General features: G+C 62.3%; 19 protein-coding genes. 9 read left to right on the top strand and 10 right to left on the bottom strand.

Translation table 11 applies throughout. The annotated features are described in order from the left end of the window. Positions 1 to 16: 16 nt before the first annotated feature. From IZ6_RS06350 to IZ6_RS06325, 6 genes are read right to left on the bottom strand one after another with little or no spacing between them, the layout of a single operon-like run. Entirely contained in the window at positions 17 to 790 is a 774-nt protein-coding gene (locus IZ6_RS06350) for a creatininase (RefSeq protein ID WP_222877157.1), read from the bottom strand. A gap of 12 nt (positions 791 to 802) precedes the next feature. Further along, positions 803 to 1,504 (bottom strand): SDR family NAD(P)-dependent oxidoreductase, encoded by a 702-nt coding sequence (locus IZ6_RS06345; RefSeq protein ID WP_222877156.1) that lies wholly within the window; start codon positions 1,502 to 1,504, stop codon positions 803 to 805. Further along, positions 1,498 to 2,253, bottom strand: coding sequence for an SDR family NAD(P)-dependent oxidoreductase (locus IZ6_RS06340; protein WP_222877155.1), 756 nt, complete (start codon positions 2,251 to 2,253; stop codon positions 1,498 to 1,500). Before IZ6_RS06340 ends, IZ6_RS06345 begins: the two co-directional genes overlap by 7 nt. After that, the gene (locus IZ6_RS06335) at positions 2,250 to 3,026 is read right to left on the bottom strand and encodes an ABC transporter ATP-binding protein (RefSeq protein ID WP_222877154.1); all 777 of its coding nucleotides are present in this window, start codon (positions 3,024 to 3,026) and stop codon (positions 2,250 to 2,252) included. Before IZ6_RS06335 ends, IZ6_RS06340 begins: the two co-directional genes overlap by 4 nt. A gap of 8 nt (positions 3,027 to 3,034) precedes the next feature. Continuing rightward, the gene (locus IZ6_RS06330) at positions 3,035 to 3,859 is read right to left on the bottom strand and encodes an ABC transporter permease (protein ID WP_222877153.1); all 825 of its coding nucleotides are present in this window, start codon (positions 3,857 to 3,859) and stop codon (positions 3,035 to 3,037) included. A gap of 43 nt (positions 3,860 to 3,902) precedes the next feature. Beyond that, on the bottom strand, positions 3,903 to 4,874 hold the full coding sequence (locus IZ6_RS06325; protein ID WP_222877152.1) for an ABC transporter substrate-binding protein: 972 nt from the start codon (positions 4,872 to 4,874) through the stop codon (positions 3,903 to 3,905). 104 nt (positions 4,875 to 4,978) lie between these two features. Here IZ6_RS06325 and IZ6_RS06320 point away from each other — a divergent pair, with 104 nt between their 5' ends. The 4 genes from IZ6_RS06320 (at position 4,979) to IZ6_RS06305 (ending at position 9,204) form a co-directional block, all read left to right on the top strand. Further along, positions 4,979 to 5,911 carry a LysR family transcriptional regulator gene (locus tag IZ6_RS06320; RefSeq protein ID WP_222877151.1) on the top strand — a complete coding sequence of 311 codons (933 nt, stop codon included), beginning with the start codon at positions 4,979 to 4,981 and terminating at the stop codon, positions 5,909 to 5,911. Between the two features lie 173 nt (positions 5,912 to 6,084). Next, a complete protein-coding gene (locus IZ6_RS06315) occupies positions 6,085 to 7,563 on the top strand; it encodes a sensor histidine kinase (RefSeq protein WP_225874023.1) in 1,479 nt (492 codons plus the stop codon). Beyond that, positions 7,560 to 8,672, top strand: coding sequence for a sugar ABC transporter substrate-binding protein (locus IZ6_RS06310; RefSeq protein ID WP_222877150.1), 1,113 nt, complete (start codon positions 7,560 to 7,562; stop codon positions 8,670 to 8,672). Before IZ6_RS06315 ends, IZ6_RS06310 begins: the two co-directional genes overlap by 4 nt. Position 8,673: 1 nt before the next feature. After that, entirely contained in the window at positions 8,674 to 9,204 is a 531-nt protein-coding gene (locus tag IZ6_RS06305; protein WP_222877149.1) for a dihydrofolate reductase family protein, read from the top strand. 81 nt (positions 9,205 to 9,285) lie between these two features. Here IZ6_RS06305 and IZ6_RS06300 read toward each other — a convergent pair whose 3' ends face one another. Continuing rightward, positions 9,286 to 10,095, bottom strand: coding sequence for a hypothetical protein (locus IZ6_RS06300; RefSeq protein WP_222877148.1), 810 nt, complete (start codon positions 10,093 to 10,095; stop codon positions 9,286 to 9,288). A gap of 132 nt (positions 10,096 to 10,227) precedes the next feature. Next, complete coding sequence (locus IZ6_RS06295) at positions 10,228 to 11,244, bottom strand: isocitrate/isopropylmalate dehydrogenase family protein (protein ID WP_222877147.1); 1,017 nt, start codon at positions 11,242 to 11,244, stop codon at positions 10,228 to 10,230. 141 nt (positions 11,245 to 11,385) lie between these two features. On the opposite strand from IZ6_RS06295, the gene IZ6_RS06290 reads away from it, so the two are divergent. From IZ6_RS06290 to IZ6_RS06270, 5 genes are read left to right on the top strand one after another with little or no spacing between them, the layout of a single operon-like run. Then, positions 11,386 to 12,381, top strand: a complete 996-nt coding sequence (locus IZ6_RS06290; protein WP_222877146.1) for an ABC transporter substrate-binding protein — start codon at positions 11,386 to 11,388, stop codon at positions 12,379 to 12,381. A 27-nt stretch (positions 12,382 to 12,408) separates the two neighbouring features. Then, positions 12,409 to 13,230 carry an ABC transporter permease gene (locus tag IZ6_RS06285; RefSeq protein ID WP_222877145.1) on the top strand — a complete coding sequence of 274 codons (822 nt, stop codon included), beginning with the start codon at positions 12,409 to 12,411 and terminating at the stop codon, positions 13,228 to 13,230. Positions 13,231 to 13,262: 32 nt separating this feature from the next. After that, on the top strand, positions 13,263 to 14,033 hold the full coding sequence (locus IZ6_RS06280; RefSeq protein ID WP_225874022.1) for an ABC transporter ATP-binding protein: 771 nt from the start codon (positions 13,263 to 13,265) through the stop codon (positions 14,031 to 14,033). 3 nt (positions 14,034 to 14,036) lie between these two features. Further along, positions 14,037 to 14,795 (top strand): ABC transporter permease, encoded by a 759-nt coding sequence (locus IZ6_RS06275; protein WP_222877143.1) that lies wholly within the window; start codon positions 14,037 to 14,039, stop codon positions 14,793 to 14,795. After that, a complete protein-coding gene (locus IZ6_RS06270; RefSeq protein WP_222877142.1) occupies positions 14,792 to 15,514 on the top strand; it encodes a fumarylacetoacetate hydrolase family protein in 723 nt (240 codons plus the stop codon). The genes IZ6_RS06275 and IZ6_RS06270 overlap by 4 nt, the downstream gene beginning before the upstream one ends. Positions 15,515 to 15,526: 12 nt before the next feature. On the opposite strand, the gene IZ6_RS06265 is transcribed toward IZ6_RS06270, so the two are convergent. Together IZ6_RS06265 and IZ6_RS06260 are read right to left on the bottom strand one after the other, a co-directional pair. Then, positions 15,527 to 16,246 (bottom strand): FadR/GntR family transcriptional regulator, encoded by a 720-nt coding sequence (locus tag IZ6_RS06265; RefSeq protein WP_222877141.1) that lies wholly within the window; start codon positions 16,244 to 16,246, stop codon positions 15,527 to 15,529. 115 nt (positions 16,247 to 16,361) lie between these two features. Next, positions 16,362 to 16,898, bottom strand: a complete 537-nt coding sequence (locus tag IZ6_RS06260; protein WP_222877140.1) for a hypothetical protein — start codon at positions 16,896 to 16,898, stop codon at positions 16,362 to 16,364. Between the last annotated feature and the right edge of the window lie 37 nt (positions 16,899 to 16,935).

The following is a 16,935-nucleotide window of genomic DNA, read 5'->3' as shown; positions in this document are numbered from 1 at the left end:
AAGAAATTCCCCGATGTCACAGGCCGAATTCCTTCTTCACCGCCTGGGTGATGAGTTCGACATGATCACTCATCAGCCATTCGCCCTTTTCCGCCGTAGAACCATCGGCGCGCGCGAGAACGCCCGAGGCCGGGCCGAAGCCTTTCGGCGTCGGATAGCGGTCATAGGTCGGGAACTTCGCCGGGCCGTCGTCCGGCACTTTCGACATGTCGACGAGTTCGGGACGCAGGAGAAGCATCAGCGAGGTTTCGAGAAGGCTCGCATGTTCGAGTTCGGTGCCGGGAAAGCCGTCCGGGAACAGACGGTCGAGCGTCGCGCGCTTGACGAAATCCCAATATTCGAGACGCATCACCTGCATGTCCTTGATGCCGTCGCGCGCAAGCTCGCGCAGACCGAGATCGACGCCTTCGACAGACGGCCAGCAATTTTCGAAATGGCCGTTAACGACGACGAGGCGGCGCACGCCCTTGACGCCGAGCGAACGGATGACATCGCGGACGACGAGCGAGAATGTATTGGCATCCAGGCTGGTCGTGCCGGGGAAGCCCTCGCCGCCGCCCGAGCGCGGCATGGATTTATACCCGTAGGGAATGGTCGGCACGACAAGGCCGCCGACATTCTTCGCGACGCGCTCGCACACGGCCGTCGGCAGAACGACGTCGACATTCATCGCCATATGCGGGCCGTGCTGTTCGGTCGTGCCGAGCGGGAAGAAGACCGGCACATTGGCCTTCACCTTGGCTTCGAATGCGGGCCAGGTCAGTTCCGCCATGAAAACGCTGTCAGCCATTTTTTGTATTCCTCAGTGCATAGCGGCGCCGCCATCGACGCTCAGGCATTGTCCCGTTGTGAAGCTCGCCGCCGGCGAGGCCAGGAAGACGATCGCCGCGGCGACCTCTTCCGGACGGCCGATGCGGCCCATCGGATTGGCGCTTTCCAGCGCCTTTTGTTCGGCACTCATTTTCTCGAAGCCGAGCAGCGGCGTATCGATCGGACCGGGCGCGACGGCATTCACAAGAATGTCCGGCGCAAGCTCGCGCGCCCAGGAGCGCGTCAGCGAGACCATCGCACCTTTGGTCGCGCAATAGCCCGAGGCGCCCTGGCGGCCGAGATAGGCAAGCTCCGAGGCGATATTGACGATGCGGGCGCCGGGCTTCATGGCCTTGAGCGCCTCGCGCGTGACGATGAACGGCGCGCGGACATTCACCGCATACATCTTGTCGACTTCAGCGATATCGACCTTGCTGAGCGGCGCATCGATTTCGATGCCGGCGCAGTTCACGAGAATGTCGAGGCCGCCGAGCTTGCCGACCGCGTCCGCAACGGCGGCAATGATGGCGCTCTCATCGGTCAGATCGGCGATGACCCAATCGCCCTCGCCCTTCTGCTTGTCGAGGCCGAAGGTCCGCGCGCCCGCATTGCGCAGCGCTTCGAGCCCGGCTTTGCCGATGCCGCTGGCCGCGCCCGTCACAAGCGCGCGTTTGCCGTCGAGTGTCTTTACCAAGGAACTTCTCCGCGATCGGCGCCAAGACTCTGGCCCGTGATATTGGCGGCAAGATCGGATGCGAGGAACAGATAGGCGCCGGCAATGTCTTTCGGGTCCATCAGGCCCGGCAGCGCCTGCACGCCGGTAATGGAGGCTAAAAGCTCATCCTCCTTACGGCCGGTGCGTTCGGCCATCTTGCCAAGCGAGCGCATGCTCGCGATGGTGCGGACCCAGCCGGGATTGACGGAGTTGACGCGGATGCCGCGCGGGCCGAGCTCTTTCGCCCAGGTCTTGGTCATGCCGATGATGGCGTGTTTCGACGCCACATAGGCCGAGAATAAAGGCTCACCGACACGACCCCAAACGGACGCCGTGTTGATGATCGCAGCGCCCGGCTTCAGACCCGGCAATGCCGCGCGCGTCACCAGGAAAGTGCCGGTGATATTGATGTCGATGATCAGGCGGAAATTCGCTTCATTGCTTTCGCTTCCATCATCGAGCGGCGTCACGAGTTCAAGGCCGGCATTGTTGATCAGAACATCGATCTGGCCGGCGCTCTGGATCATGCCGTTAACATCGCCGCTGCGCGAGATGTCGGCCCGGTGGCCGGTAATGCCGAGTTTCTTGGCGGCCGCGAACACATCCTCTCCTTCGGCGGCGATCTGGACCTTGCAGCCGGCGGCGATGAACGCTTCGGCAATGCCATAGCCGATGCCGCGGCTCGCGCCCGTGATCAGAACGCGTTTGCCTTCGAGACCGAGTGTCATTCGTGGCCGCCTCCGGCATGGCGCAACAGGCGCAGCAGCTCGTTGCGCAATTCGAAGAATTTGACGCCATCGCGCAGTTCGAGCGGCCGGTCGGCGCCGAGGCGTTCGGTGATGTCGATATCGGCGATGACGCGCGCCGGACGCTTGGAGAACACGACGACGCGGTCGGCAAGGAACACCGCTTCTTCGACATCATGGGTGACGAAGATGATGGTCTTGGCATCCCGCTTCTGGATGGCGCGCAATTCAAGCTGCAGGCGCTCGCGGCGCTGGGCGTCGAGCGCGCCGAACGGCTCGTCCATCAGAAGAACTTCCGACCCCGCGGCGAGCGTGCGGGCAATCGCCACGCGCTGGCGCATGCCGCCGGAGACGCGGTTCGGAAACGCGTCGGCGAATTCATACAGACCGACAAGATCGAGATAGTGATCGCGGCGCGCGAGCTTTTCGTCTTCCGACAAATCGTCGCGATAGCGCATGCCGAAATCGACATTCTGCGCGACGGTGAGCCAGGGGAAGGACGAATAGGACTGGAAGACCATGCCGCGGCGGCGGTCCGGCGCGCCGACCGGTTTGCCCTCGATGAGGATTTCGCCGCCCGAGGGCGTGTCGAGGCCGCCGACCATGCGCATCAGCGTGGTCTTCCCGCAGCCCGACGGCCCGAGGAAAACGACGAACTCGTTGCGCTCGACATTGAGATCGAAATGCGGCGCGACAACCTGAATGTCGCCGAACACTTTCGTCACACGGTCGAAGGCGAGATAGGAGCTGTTCATCGCGGCCTCTAGAGATACCGGAAGGCGCGGCGGTGAATGGCGCGCAGGATCTGATCGGTGAGAAGGCCGATCAGACCGATCATCACGACGCCGGCCATGACTTCCGGCGTTTTCATGTAGCGGCGCGCCGTCCAGATGACGAAGCCAATGCCGCTGTCGGCGGCGACGATTTCGGCGATGATGAGATAGGTCCAGCACCAGCCGAGCGTGATGCGCAGATTATCGACAAGGCCGGGCAGCATGGCGCGGAAGGCGACATCCTTCAAAATCTGCCGCGGCTTTGCGCCGAGCGTCGAGGCGATCTCGACATATTCCTGCGGCACGCGGCGCATGTCGTCGGCCACAAGCAGGACAAGCTGGAAGAAGGTGCCGAGCCAGAGAAGATAGATCTTGGTGCTTTCGCCGACGCCGAACCAGATGATCGACAGCGGCACAAGCGCCGGCACCGGCAGATAGCGGATGAAATCGATGACCGGTTCGAGCGAAGCGCCGACGGGGCGGTAGCTCGACATCAGAATGCCGATCGGGATCGCCATGACGGCGGCGAGAATGAAGGCCGCCCAGACGCGCATGGTAGAAATGCCGGCATGCCAGAGCAGTTTCTGATCGGTGATCATCATGCCCATGGCGCTGAGCACGCGGGTCGGCGCCGGCAGGAAGGTCGGATTGGCAAAGCCGCTGCGCGCGACCAATTCCCAGATCAGAAGAAGGACGAGCGTGCCGCCGACACCGAAAGCGATTTCGGCGCGAGATGAGAGCGAGCCCCGGAACTGCCACAGCCGTGCCCGCTGTTTCTTTTCAGCGGGGACGGGGTTGATATCCGGGGCTCGCATCTCAAATCACTCGCTTTTCGGCTTGGAAGCCTGTTTGCGTCGTTTACTTGATAGCGGAGATCGGACCGGGATCGATCTGCGTTGCAGCGTTCAGCTTGTTGTCGGCCGCGCCATTTTCGAGATTGAGCGCCATGACCGTATCGAAGATGCCGTACAGCGTGCCCGGCTTGTCCTTGGTGCCGATGAGCTCCTTCGACGCCGCAAGATCGATATAGCCGATGCTGGTGAGCGTATCCTTCACCTCGGCCTCGGTCAGATTGTAGTGCGGCGCGGTGAGTTTGACGAACTCATCGGGATTGGTCTTGTAGAAATCAATCGCCTTGTAGATGCCCTTCAGGAAGTTCGTATATTTCTGCGGATTGGCCTTCAGATCGTCCTGACGCGCCGTAATGACGTCGATGATGATGTCGCTGTCCTTCGACGAAACCAGAACCTTGCCCTTGCGTCCGGCATTGGCGGTGATCGCCTGCGACTGGAAGGGCTCATAGGTGCCGACCGCGGCAATGGAGCTGTCGGCAAACACGGCGACCGAGTCGGCCGTCGCGATTTCCTTCACCTTGAGATCCTTCAGCGTCAACCCGGCTTTCTTGAGTTCGAGCTGCAGAAGAAGGCGCGCCGGAATGTTCGGCTCGACCGCAATCGTCTTGCCCTTCAGATCGGCCGCCGAGCCAATGGAGCCATCGGCCACAACGCCGTCGCCGCCGACCGATTTGTCGATCGTGCCGATGATGACGCCGGGCGTCTTCTCATCGCGCGGGCGGCCCTGATGCTCGCCGACGGTGCGCATATCCGCTTCGATGTCGCCGCGCGCATAGGCGGCCATGACGTTCGAACGGTCGTCCTCGAATTTGAGCTCAACCTCGAGCCCCAGTTCCTTGAAATAGCCCTTGTCGATCGCGACCAGAACCGGCGCGAACCCCGGCCATGTCGGGGACAGGACACGAATTTTATCGGCTGCGACCGCGGGCATGGCGGTCAGCGCAGCCAGGCCGGCGGCAAGCAGAAAGCGGGACATGGCGTTCTCCTATTGAAGACGGCACTGAGGATTTACCAGTTTAGCATCGATGGAAATTGGATTTACTGGAAAGATACATCGAAAACTGCTGAAGTGAGGGGACTATGCGCCGCCTCGACAATATCGACCTGCGACTTTTACGTGTTTTCGTCACCCTGGTGGATTCCGGCGGCTTTGCCCATGCCCAGATCGCCCTCAATCTCTCCCAGTCGACCCTGTCGACCCATCTCACTGCCCTGGAACGAAAACTCGGCGAAACCCTGTGCGACAGGGGGCGGCGGGGCTTCCGGCTGACCGAGTTCGGCGAGGCGGTCTACTCATCCGCCCGGCAGCTCTTTGCCGATATCGACAATTTCGAAAACCGCATCGGCCGCAACCGCGGCAAGCTGAAGGGGCGGCTGCGCATCGGCGTTGTGGACGGCACCGTCTCAAGCCCAATTCTTGGGCTCCAGTCCGTCCTCGGGCGCTTCCGCGCCTATGCCCCGGATGTGTTTGTGGACCTGACTTTGGGCGTCCCGGCCGAGCTGGAACGCTCGGTGACGGAGGGCACGCGCGATGTCGTTCTCGGGCCGATGTCGCAGAAATCCCCCGGCGTCACCTATTACGGCTTCTACCGGGAGCCGCATGCCCTTTATTGCGGCCGCGACCACGAACTGTTCGGCCGCACCGACAATGAGATCACCCGCAGCGAAATCGAGGAGAGCTCCTTCTCCGTCCGCGGCTATCTGCATTTCGACGATCTTTACCGCGCCAACCACCCCCGCCCCGCGGGGACGGTGATGCATATGGAAGCCCAGGTGATGATGGTGCTGTCGGGCCAGTTCATCGGCTTTCTGCCCTGCCACATCGCCGAGGACTGGGTGCGCAAGGGACAGATGCGGGCGCTGAAGACGGACATTTATAACTTCGCGTCGCAGCACTTCATCGCCGTGCAGACCTCGCAGCGGCGCCAGCCCCTCATCCAGACCTTTGTCGACGAAATCCGCCGCTCCGCCGCCCCGCAGGGCAAACGGAAAGCGGCGAAGGCCGGGGTATGAGGCAGGCGAAGCTTCTCCCATACTCAACCTATACTTTGCGGTCCTGCCTGAATAAATTACCCGCCGGCCGGGCTTTTGCCGGCGCCTGCCCTAGTTTCTCGGCTTCTACTCCGGACTGAAACCCTCCGCCCCATGCGCCTGCCCTGCCCGCACTTTTGCCCCGGACGCGCGCTTTGAAGCGCAGGCAGGTCTTTGTCCGCTCGACGGTCGCGCTGGTCGCGATCGGCATGCTCGTTCTTCTCGGCGTTGTCGGCACGACGATCTGGCTTGCGGCTCAGTCGAGCCGCCATTTCGAAGCCTTCTCCAAGGCGCGCGATGTCCGTATTGCCGCGGCGGAGCTGCGCAGCGCCATGCAATCGGCCGAAACCGCGCAACGCGGCTTTATCATTACCGGCAACCAGATCTATCTGGCGCCCTACGGTACGGCGAAAAACCGCGCCGGGCGGCAGATGACGGCGCTGAACGGACTGCTCTCCATCAAAGGCGAGGTGCCGGTCTCCGTGCAGCGCCTGACCGTGCTGGTGCGCGAGAAATTCGAAGAGCTCGACAGCGTCATCCAGCTGAAGCGCGAGCGCCGCGACGACGAAGCCGTCGCCGTTGTCCGCACGAACCGCGGCAAGGCGCTGATGGACGAGGCGAATGTCTTTATTTCCGGCATCATCCTCGACACCGATGAGAAGCTGACGCGCGATGCCGAGCAGCAGCGCGCCAATATCTACTGGCTGCGGACCATCTCCATCGCCGGCGCCGTCGTCATCGTGCTCGTTCTCGGCGCCGCGGCTTTCGTTGCCATACGCTATACGCGCGATCTGCAGCGGGCGCGCGACGAAGTGACGGCGCTGAACGCAACGCTCGAGCGCCGGGTCGAGGCACGCACCGCAGATCTCGCCCGCGCCAATGACGAGATCCGGCGCTTCGCCCATGTCGTCTCGCACGATCTCAGAGCCCCGCTCGTCAATATTATGGGCTTTACCAGCGAGCTCGAAGCGGGCGTCCGCGAACTGCAGCCGCTGAGCGATACGAGCGGATCGCCGAGCGAGCCTGTGCTGGCGCAGGCACGCATCGCCGTGTCCGAAATGCCCGAAGCGATCAAATTCATCCGCTCGTCGAGCTCCAAAATGGATCAGCTCCTGAGCGCCATCCTCAAACTGTCGCGCGAGGGCCGCCGCGCATTGACGGCGGAAAAAATCGATCTCGCCGAGCTTGCCGGCATGACCGCCGCCGCCATCCGCCATCAGATCGACGAGGCGCAAGGCACGATCTCTCTGGCGCTCGACGTGCCGGCCATCACCTCCGACCGGCTGTCGCTCGAACAGGTGTTCGGCAATCTTCTCGACAATGCCGTGAAGTATCGCGCCAAAGACCGGCCGCTGCGCATCGCCATCCGCGCCAAGCTCGTGCCCGGCGACAGAGTCGAGATCGAGATCGAGGACAACGGGCGCGGCATCGCCGAGCAGGATCATGAGCGCGTGTTCGAACTCTTCCGGAGGTCCGGCATGCAGGACGCGCCGGGCGAAGGCGTCGGCCTTGCGCATGTGCGCAACGTGATCCGCAATCTCGGGGGCGAGATCGCGCTGCGCTCGATCCTCAATCAGGGCACGACATTCGTCATCACTTTGCCGCGCCAGCTGGGCGAAGGTGCATCCGCATGAAGAACATTTCCCTGATCGCGCTGTGTCTCCTCGCATGGCCTGCGCTGGCGCAGGAGCGCCCGGCCGGCATTACAGCGCAGACCGTCTTTCCCGCCTTCGATGCCTCGGCGCCGGCCTGCACGCCGCCGCCCGGCCTCAACAAGGCGCTGGGTTTTGCCAAGGACAATGACCGCGATTTCATGGACGGCGTCGATTTCGGCCTGCGCAAGGCGGCGTCCGATCGCGGGCTCGACTACCGTGTCGATGTCGCAAACAACGATGCGGCGAAAAATGCCGAACATGTGCGGGCCTTCCGTACGGCGAATTTCGGCGCCGTAGTCGCCGCGCCCGTCGATAGTCCTTCCCTTGCCGGATCGCTGCAGGAACAGATGTGGGCGGGCGGCTATGTCAGCAGCATTGTTGCGCCGCCGGCAACCTCGCTTCTCAACGCGCCGCAATATCTCACCGGCAAGACTCTGGCCGATGAAGCGGCCGCCTATATCCGCGCGCATTTCAAGAAGGCGAGCGTTGTGCTTCTCACGCATGACAGCCTCGAATTCGTCGCGCCGCGCTTCACCGCCATGCGCGATGTTCTCGAAACCATGCCGGAGGTGACGATCGTCGCCGACATCTCGCCGCTGACCGTCGATATGGAAGGAGGCTTTGCGACAATGAAGACAATCCTTCAGGCGCATCCGAATGTGGATGTCGTGCTCGGCGCGGACACCGTCGTGCTCGGCGCGCTGTCGGCCTTGCGCGCCGAGGGCAAAGCGCGGCCCGATCAGTTTCTCGGCGGCATCGATGGCGAGCCGGGCGCGGTCGGCGAGATCGAAAAGGACGGCAGTCCCTACAAGGTCAGCGTCAGCCTGGCTTCGCCGATCTTCGGCTATGCGATGGGCCAGCATGCCGCCGACTGGCTGGAGGGCAAAAGCGTGCCGCAGGCGATGGATGTCCTGCCGGTCGCGCTGACGAAAGACAATCTCGGCAGCTACCGCGCCGATCTCTCGGATCCCGGCGCCGTCTACAAGGACGAGAAGCGCCGCGATGCCTACCTCAAATTCTACGGCAATATCTGTTACGACACGCGCGACCGCTATGTGAACTTCCCGTGGTCGTCGGAGACGAAATAGCGTGGCGAAGTTCGTCTTCGGCATGAACCAGTCGCTCGACGGCTATGTCGATCATACGGGGTTTGCGCCGGACGCGACGCTGTTCCGTCATTTCGTCAAAGAGGCCGAGGCTCAGACCGGCAGCGTCTACGGCCGCGTGATGTATGAGATCATGCGCTACTGGGACGACGAACATCCCGACTGGGACGACGATGAGCGCGCGTTTGCGGTCGCGTGGCGGCGTCGGCCAAAATGGGTCGTCTCGCGCACGCTGACAGAGGTCGGCCCGAATGCGACGCTGATTAGCGGCGATCTTGAAACCGCGCTGAAAAAGCTGAAGGCCGAACAGAGCGGCGAGATCGAGATCGCAGGTCCCAATCTTGCGAAGAGCCTCACCGAGCTGAACCTGATCGATGAGTACCGGATCTATCTGCACCCGGTCGTGCTCGGCCAGGGCAAGCCCTATTTTGCCGGGCCGCGGCCGAAGCTTCGCCTTGTTGCGAATGATGCGATGGGCGAGGACGTGATCAGACTGACCTACGTCCCCGCCTGATTCCGAGGCGTTACTTCAGCGCCTTGATGACCGCGTCCGCACCTTCGTGATCTGTATGGTCTCAGCGATCCCCTGTAGATGCTAGCAACGGCCTAAAAGGCTGCAGATTTCGCGCTTGGCGAAACGAACCCGTTCGTTGGCCCAGTCGCGCCCGCCGTGAACGCGAAAATCGGAAAAGAGAACTTCGGCATCGACATCGCTCGTTATATCGACTGCGAACCCGCAAAGAATTTTATTTGATTGCGGCCCGGCACATCGCACCGAGGAGAAAGCGTCCCCTGGTTCGCCGAAGTAATATTCAAACGAAGAACCGCCATTGCGATACATGGTCAGACCGTATGCGGATGCGCTTTGCGGCGTGTATCGCGCCTTGTCCCCTGCCGCCATTTTCGCCATCCGGCCCGGCTTTGATGTTGTACGTATTATCGCCCAGATCATCGACGGGCGCAGACTTGCGCCTGCATCGGTAATGCTGATTTTGTTATCGTTCGCCAGTTTGGAGACGGCGACAGTCCACGGCTCACCTCGATCCGTGAACATGATATCGAATTGATCGGCGTCGATCTCGTTCGGCAACGGTCCATCCGATGCCAGCCGGTCACTTAACCAGACGATATAAGCGCGAGGGACATTCGCGATGCCGACCTTCCCGAGCTTTTGGTTGAAGAGCTTTACTCGGACGGGTGCCTGATCCGTTGAGAAATAATACATGGGGCCAGAGCCTCGCCCCGGCACGAAGTCTGCTTTCGCAATCGCGAATGGCAGCGTGATACAGAGTGCCGTCAGGACCGCTACTTCACGACATTTTCGGGGCAGCAGTACGCCAAACCCAAGCGCAATGCGCCGCGCACGCGAGAGGAGGGTTCTGGAAAGAGTAAAAATCCGCGTCACGGTCCTAAGTCCTCGGAAGGTGACCCTCAGCGTTCATCCTTATCGGGTACAACCTTAAGGAAGCCCTTCCCCCACAACAAAGCCCGCCGCGGCGAACCGGGCGGGCTTTGAATTTCGGCGCGATGGATCGGACTACTTCAGCGCCGCGATGACCGCGTCGGCATATTCCTTGGTCGTCGCCTTGCCGCCGAGATCGCCCGTCTTCACACCGGACTTCAGCGTCGCCAGCACCGCATTGCGCACGCGGTCGCCGGTGGCCTGGTCGCCGATATGATCGAGCATCATGGCGCCCGCGAGCAGCATGGCCGTCGGATTGGCAATGCCCTTGCCGGCGATGTCCGGCGCCGAGCCGTGTACGGCTTCAAAGATCGCCGCGTCCTTGCCGATATTGCCGCCCGGCGCGAGGCCGAGACCGCCGACGAGGCCGGCGATGAGATCGGAGAGAATGTCGCCGAACATATTGGTCGTGACGATGACGTCGAACTTGGTCGGATCCTGCACGAGCAGCATGGCGGCGGCATCGACGATGCGATCGTCCCACGCAACGCGGCCTTCATAGTCCTTGGCCACTTCGCGCGCGGTCTCGAGGAAAATGCCGGTCAGCATTTTCAGGATGTTCGCCTTGTGCACGACGGTGACCTTCTTGCGGCCCTGCTTCACCGCGAGTTCGAAGGCGTATTTGATGATGCGGCGGGCGCCCTCTTTGGTGTTGATGCCCTGGGCAATCGCCATGCCGTGCGGGTCATCGCCGACGCGGACATAATGTTCGAGGCCGACATAAAAGCCTTCGAGGTTTTCGCGCAGCAGGATGATATCGACATTCTCGAAGCGGCCGGGAACGAGCGTGCGTGCCGGACGGACATTGGCGTAGAGGCCGAACTCGGCGCGCAGCGCCACGTTGACCGAACGGAAGCCGGTGCCGATGGGCGTTGCCAGCGGACCCTTGAGCGCAAGCCCGTTCTTGCGGATGCTGTCGATCGTCGCCTGCGGCATCGGCTCGCCATACTTGTCCATCGCTGCAACGCCGCCGAGCTGCACGTCCCAGGTGAAGGGCGCCCCCGCCGCCTTGAGAATTGCGGTCACGGCATCGGTGATTTCGGGGCCGATTCCGTCGCCGGGAATGAGGGTTACGAGGCGCGAAGAGGACATAAAAACTCCTGTCGGGTGCGGTCGTCGTTGACCGGAACGTGTTTGCAAAATGCAACGAGTGGTTTGACGGTCCCGGACGGGTCTGCTAACCAATCAGCATAAATTGCCACATTGGTTAAACGGCAATACGGGAGGAAAGCAATGAGCACAAGGGCTTGGTTCTCTACGGCTGCGCGCCTGACAGCCGCCGCTGCACTTTTCTGGACGTTTACCGCACCCGCCAGCGCCGCGGACAAAATCCGCGTTGCCTTCGGCGATATCGCCAGTGTTGAAAGCCTCAATCTTCTCATCGCATTCGAACGCGCCAAGGAACGTGGCGTAGACGTCGAAGCGACTTTCTTCAAGTCCGAAGACCTTGCGGCGCAGGCCGTTGTGGGCGGCCAGGCCGATGTCGGTATCGGAACGCCTTACGCACTCATCCAGAAGGTGAAAGCGCCGATCCGTCTCTTCTATCAGGTGTCGAACCTGCGCTTCTATCCGGTTGTGAACACCGAGTTCTACAAGGACTGGAAGGATCTCGACGGCCAGGAGTTCGCCGTTCACTCGCGCGGCTCGGGCACGGAAGCCATCATGAACCTGATGGCCCAGAAGCACGGCATCAAGTTCTCGCAGTATTCGTATGTACCGGGTGCGGAAGTGCGCGCCGGCGCCCTTCTGAAGGGCAATGTGAAGGCGACCATCGTCGACAGCGGCGCGCTGCGCATGCTGAAGGACAAGGGCGGCGACAAGTTCAAGACGCTCGATATGGGCAATGTGAACGCGACCGACGAAGCGCTCTATGCCAACACCGCCTTCCTCGAAAAGAATGCGGATGCGATCAACATCCTCGTCGAGGAACTGATCAAGACGACGCGCGAACTGAACAAGGACCCGAAAGCGGTCGTTGCTCTTCGCACCAAGTACAAGCTGCTGCCGGATCTGCCGAAGGATCTGGAAGCGGAAGTCGAGCCCTATTTCGCCGACGCGGTCGAAGCCAAGCTCTATCCCGCCGATGGCGGCAGCGCGGCTGCGGTGCGGAGCGATTTCGAGTTCTACACCGTCTCCGGCGCCCTGCAGGGTGACGCCGGTTCGCTGAAGGCCGAGGATTTCTGGATCCTCGGACCGGTCGAGAAGGCTCGCGCCACTCTCGGCGGCTGACGCGAACTCAAAACGAGGCGAGTAGATATGAGTGCACACACCAGCGTCGCGGCGGATGCCGCGGCCGTTCCGGCGGCGGCTTCGGCCGGCCGCCGGGGCGGATCGATGATCCTGTGGCGCCTGGCGTCCGTCATTCTGTTCTGCCTTGCCTGGGAAGTGGCGGGCCGCATTCCGATCAATGTGGCCTTCCCTCCCTTCTCCGACGTCGTTCTGGCGTTCGGACGGATGGTTGCCGACGGCTCGCTGCCGGCAGCTTTTCTCAACACGCTTCAGCCCCTCGTCATCGGTGTAACTCTCGCCGTCGTCATCGGCGTCGTCACCGGCGTTGCGATGGGCCTGCGCGAAGAACTGGAGTGGGCGGGCGTGCCCGTCTTCGTCGTGATGCAGGCGGCGCCCATGGCCGCCCTCATCCCGCTCATCACTTTCATTTACGGCATCGGCCTTACCGCCAAAGTGCTGTCCGTCGTGATCCTGGCTCTGCCGGTGATCGCGCTGAACGGCTATAAAGCGGTGCGCAATGTGAGCCCATCTCTCAGGGCCATGTGCCGCTCGTTCCTCGGCTCCTCGCGCCAGGAAATCTTCAAGGTCGTCCTGCCCGATGCGAGCCCGATGATCTTTGCGGGTCTTCGCCTCGGCGTCTCCGCCGGCTTTGTCGGCGTTATCCTTGCCGAACTTCTGATTACGCCGACCGGCATCGGCGACCTCATCACCTATCACCGCTCGATCGCCAATTACGCCGAAATGTATGCGGCGATCGCCACCATCATCCTGTTCGCCGCCGTGACCGTCGGGCTGCTCGAAACGATCGAGATCGCCCTGTTCAGGCCCGACAAGAAGGAGCATCACTGATGACTGCGACGGTCCGAGCCATCAGACAGGCCATGCCTGACACCGCAAACCCTGTTGTCGAAGTCCGCAATCTGTCGAAGCGCTACGGCTCAAGCGTCGAAGCGCTGCGCGATGTGAACCTGTCGTTCCCGACCGGCCAGCTGATCTCGCTTCTCGGGCCGTCCGGCTGCGGAAAGACGACGCTCCTGAAAATCATCGCGGGCCTTCTCCCCGCAACCTCGGGCGAAGTCCTGGTCAAGGGCCAGAAGGTGACGGCTCCCGGTCCGGAACGCGCTTTCGTCTTCCAGGACTTCGCTCTTCTTCCCTGGGGTTCGGTGCTCCGCAACGCGGCCTTCGGCCTCGAACTGCGCGGCGTGCCGAAAGCCGAACGCGAAGCCAAGGCCAAGCACTATATCGAGCAGGTCGGCCTGGCCGGTTTCGAGAACCGCTATCCGCATGAACTGTCGGGCGGCATGCGCCAGCGCGTCGGCCTTGCGCGTGCGCTTGCGGTCGATGCGGATGTCCTGCTCCTCGACGAGCCGTTCAGCGCCGTCGACGAACAGAACCGCCGCAAGTTCCAGGAAGATCTCCTTCGCCTGCGCCAGATCGAAAACAAGACGCTGATCTTCGTGACGCATTCGATCGAAGAAGCGGTCTATCTCTCCGACCGCATCGTTCTTCTGTCGCCGCGTCCCGGCCGCGTCTCCGACATCATCGAGCCGAAGATTTCGCGCGACCGCGACCCGGATCAGATCCGCCGCGATAGCGGTTATCTCGACACGGTCGAAACCATCTGGCGCGGCCTGCGCGATTATGCGGATTAACCGATGACCATCGCCGGCTATCGCATACCGCCGCTCGCATCCCTGCTCTTCTGGGCCCTGGTCTGGGAGATCGTCGGACAGCTCAATCTCGTCTTTCTGTTCCCGCCGCTCTCCAGCATCGTCATGGAGCTCGGGCAGGTCGTGGGGACGGGAACGTTTCTCAACGCTGCGATCCTCACCGTCACGAGCTTCTTCTACGGCATGGGCATCGCGATTTTGATCGGCGTGCCCCTCGGCTATCTGATGGGCCGTTCCGACAGCGCCGACAAACTGCTCGGCATGTGGGTCAATCTCTTCGTCTCGGCGCCCCTCTCGGCGCTCGTGCCGATCCTGATGATCCTGTTCGGCATGGGTCAGGCGACCATCGTCGCCTCGGTCGTGCTCTTTGCGGTGTGGATCATCGCGCTCGATACGCGCGCCGGCGTGCGCGACGTGCCGCCTTCGCTTCTCGCCATGGCGCAGAGCTTCGGCGCCACGCGCTGGCAGACGACGCAGAAGATCATCTTCTTCTCGGCTCTGCCGGAAATCCTCGCCGGTATCCGCCTCGGGGTGATCCGCGGCGTCAAAGGCGTTGTGATCGGGCAATTGCTCGTCTCGATCCTCGGGCTCGGCGAGCTGTTTGAGCTTTATTCCCGCAACTTCCTCATGGAGGAGTTCTGGGCGCTCACCATCATCGTTTTCGCCTTTGCACTCGGCGCCGCCGAGCTGATCGCGATCCTCGAACGCAAGATCGAATTCTACGCTGGAGTTAGACACGGATGAATGAGGCTGCTTCCCGTTCCGCAAAGCCCGAGGGCGATTTTGTCGTCGCTCCGCCCAAGCTGACGACCCTGCCCGTTCGCGGTTCCTCGAAACTCTTTCCGATCCGCCGCGTCTATTGCGTCGGCCGTAATTACGCGGCGCACGCCATCGAGATGGGGCACGATCCGAACAAGGAGCCGCCCTTCTTCTTCCAGAAGAACCCGGACAACGTCATCCTCTCGGGCGAGAAGTTCCCCTACCCGGTGAAGACCTCCGATCTGCATTTCGAGATCGAACTCGTCGTCGCACTCGGCAAAGGCGGCACGGATATCCCGCTGAACAAGGCGCTGGACCATGTGTTCGGCTATTGCGTCGGCCTCGATATGACGCGCCGCGACCTGCAGAGCGAAGCGAAGGATCTTCGCCGTCCGTGGGAAGTCGGCAAGGCGTTCGAATATTCAGCGCCCTGCTCGGAGCTCGTTCCGGCCTCCGAAATCGGCCATCCCGACAAGGGCGCCATCTGGCTCGACGTCAATGGCGAGCGCAAACAGACGGGCGATCTCAACCAGCTGATCTGGAAAGTGCCGGAGATGATCTCTTATCTCTCGGGCCTCTTCACCCTCGCCCCCGGCGACATCATCATGTCGGGCACGCCCGCCGGTGTCGGCGCCGTGAAGAAGGGCGATGTGATGCACGGTTTCGTCGAAGGCGTCGGCGAGCTGCACACGCCGGTCAGCTAATCAAAAAGGTGATCAGCGGTCGTCTTCGCCGCTGATCGCCGCTCTCTCGAGCAGCTTGCGTTCGACGGATTCGAGATGCTGGCGCATGGCGCGGCCGGCCCCTTCGACATCGCGCGATTCAATCGCCTGAACGATCTCCTCATGCTCCCGGAAACTGTGATGGCTCGGTGACGGCGCCTTGGCGTCGGCGCGCAGACGCCCCCACACCACCGCGCGGCGCACCGCATTCAGCGTGTCGAACAGGCCGATGAGCAGCGTATTGCCCGCCGCCTGCGCCACGCTGCGGTGGAAACGGTTGTCGCAATTCTCGTAGCGGCGCCAGGTCTCGGCCTCGCGGGACTGCCGGAGGCAGATCCGCATATCCTCGATATCGGAGGCTCTCGCGTTCATGGCCGCCTCGCGGGCAATCGCCGGCTCGATCAGAAGACGGGCGCGCATGACCTCGCTCGGATTGGTGCGGCTCGACAGGGTGCCGACATCGCTCTCGTCGATGGGGCGCTGGCCGATAAAGGTGCCCCGCCCAACATGGCGCCAGAGCTGGCCTTCGGATTCCAGAATGGCCAGAGCCTTGCGCAGCTCGCCGCGCGAGACGCCGAGATTTTCGCAGAGCTCGCGCTCGGGCGGCAGGCGGGTGTCTGAATCCGCATCCTGCTGGGCGATGAAGGCGCGCAGCTGGGTCAGAGCCGCATGATAGTCGGCCCCGCCTTCCCGCCCTTTGACCTGCTGATCCATTTGATTAAACCAATTGCCGATTGGGTAATTGGGTCAACCAGAGGCTTTAAGTCAAGAGCGGCGGGCCTCCCATCCCGGGAAACCCGCCGCCCCAAGGCTTTAGCTGAAATGAGGGTTACTTTGCCTTTTTGAGCAGAAGCTCGGTATCGGCTTCTTCGCCGGCGCCCGAAAACTTGATGGCCACCTGCTGCTTATCGGCTTTGACGCCCATCTGCAGATTGGCGCCGAAGGCGGAGCTTTCGATGCGCAGGCGTATGCGGCCTTCCTTGGCCTGGCCGATGGCCGCGCCGCCGATATTGCGGCTGCGCTCGGACCATTGGCCCTTCACCGAGCCCTTGCTGTCCGACTCGATCACGCCGTCGAGGATGATCGTGTAATTGTCGCTCTTGCAGTCGAATTTCAGCGACAGCTCATCGGGCGCGCCGGGCTGGGCGTAGACGGCGGTGCACTTCATGCGCTCCTTGCTGCCATCGCTCTTCCAGACAAGCGTGCCCTCTCCGACCCAATTGCCGAGATAAAGCGGGAAAGTATCGGCCGGCGGCGGGACCGGCGCGGCCTGGGCGGAGGTGGCCTGGGCGAAAGCGGGAGCCCCGCTGCAGATCAGAGCCGCGCCGAGCGCCAGCGCACTCAATTTCAATTCAAAACGCGTCATTCGAAGCCCCTGCAAGTGCGGCGGTCCAAGACCCCTA

Origin of the sequence: Terrihabitans soli (assembly GCF_014191545.1) — a bacterium.
Lineage (GTDB): Bacteria > Pseudomonadota > Alphaproteobacteria > Rhizobiales > Methylopilaceae > Flaviflagellibacter > Flaviflagellibacter soli.
This window is presented reverse-complemented; position numbering and strand designations above follow the sequence as displayed.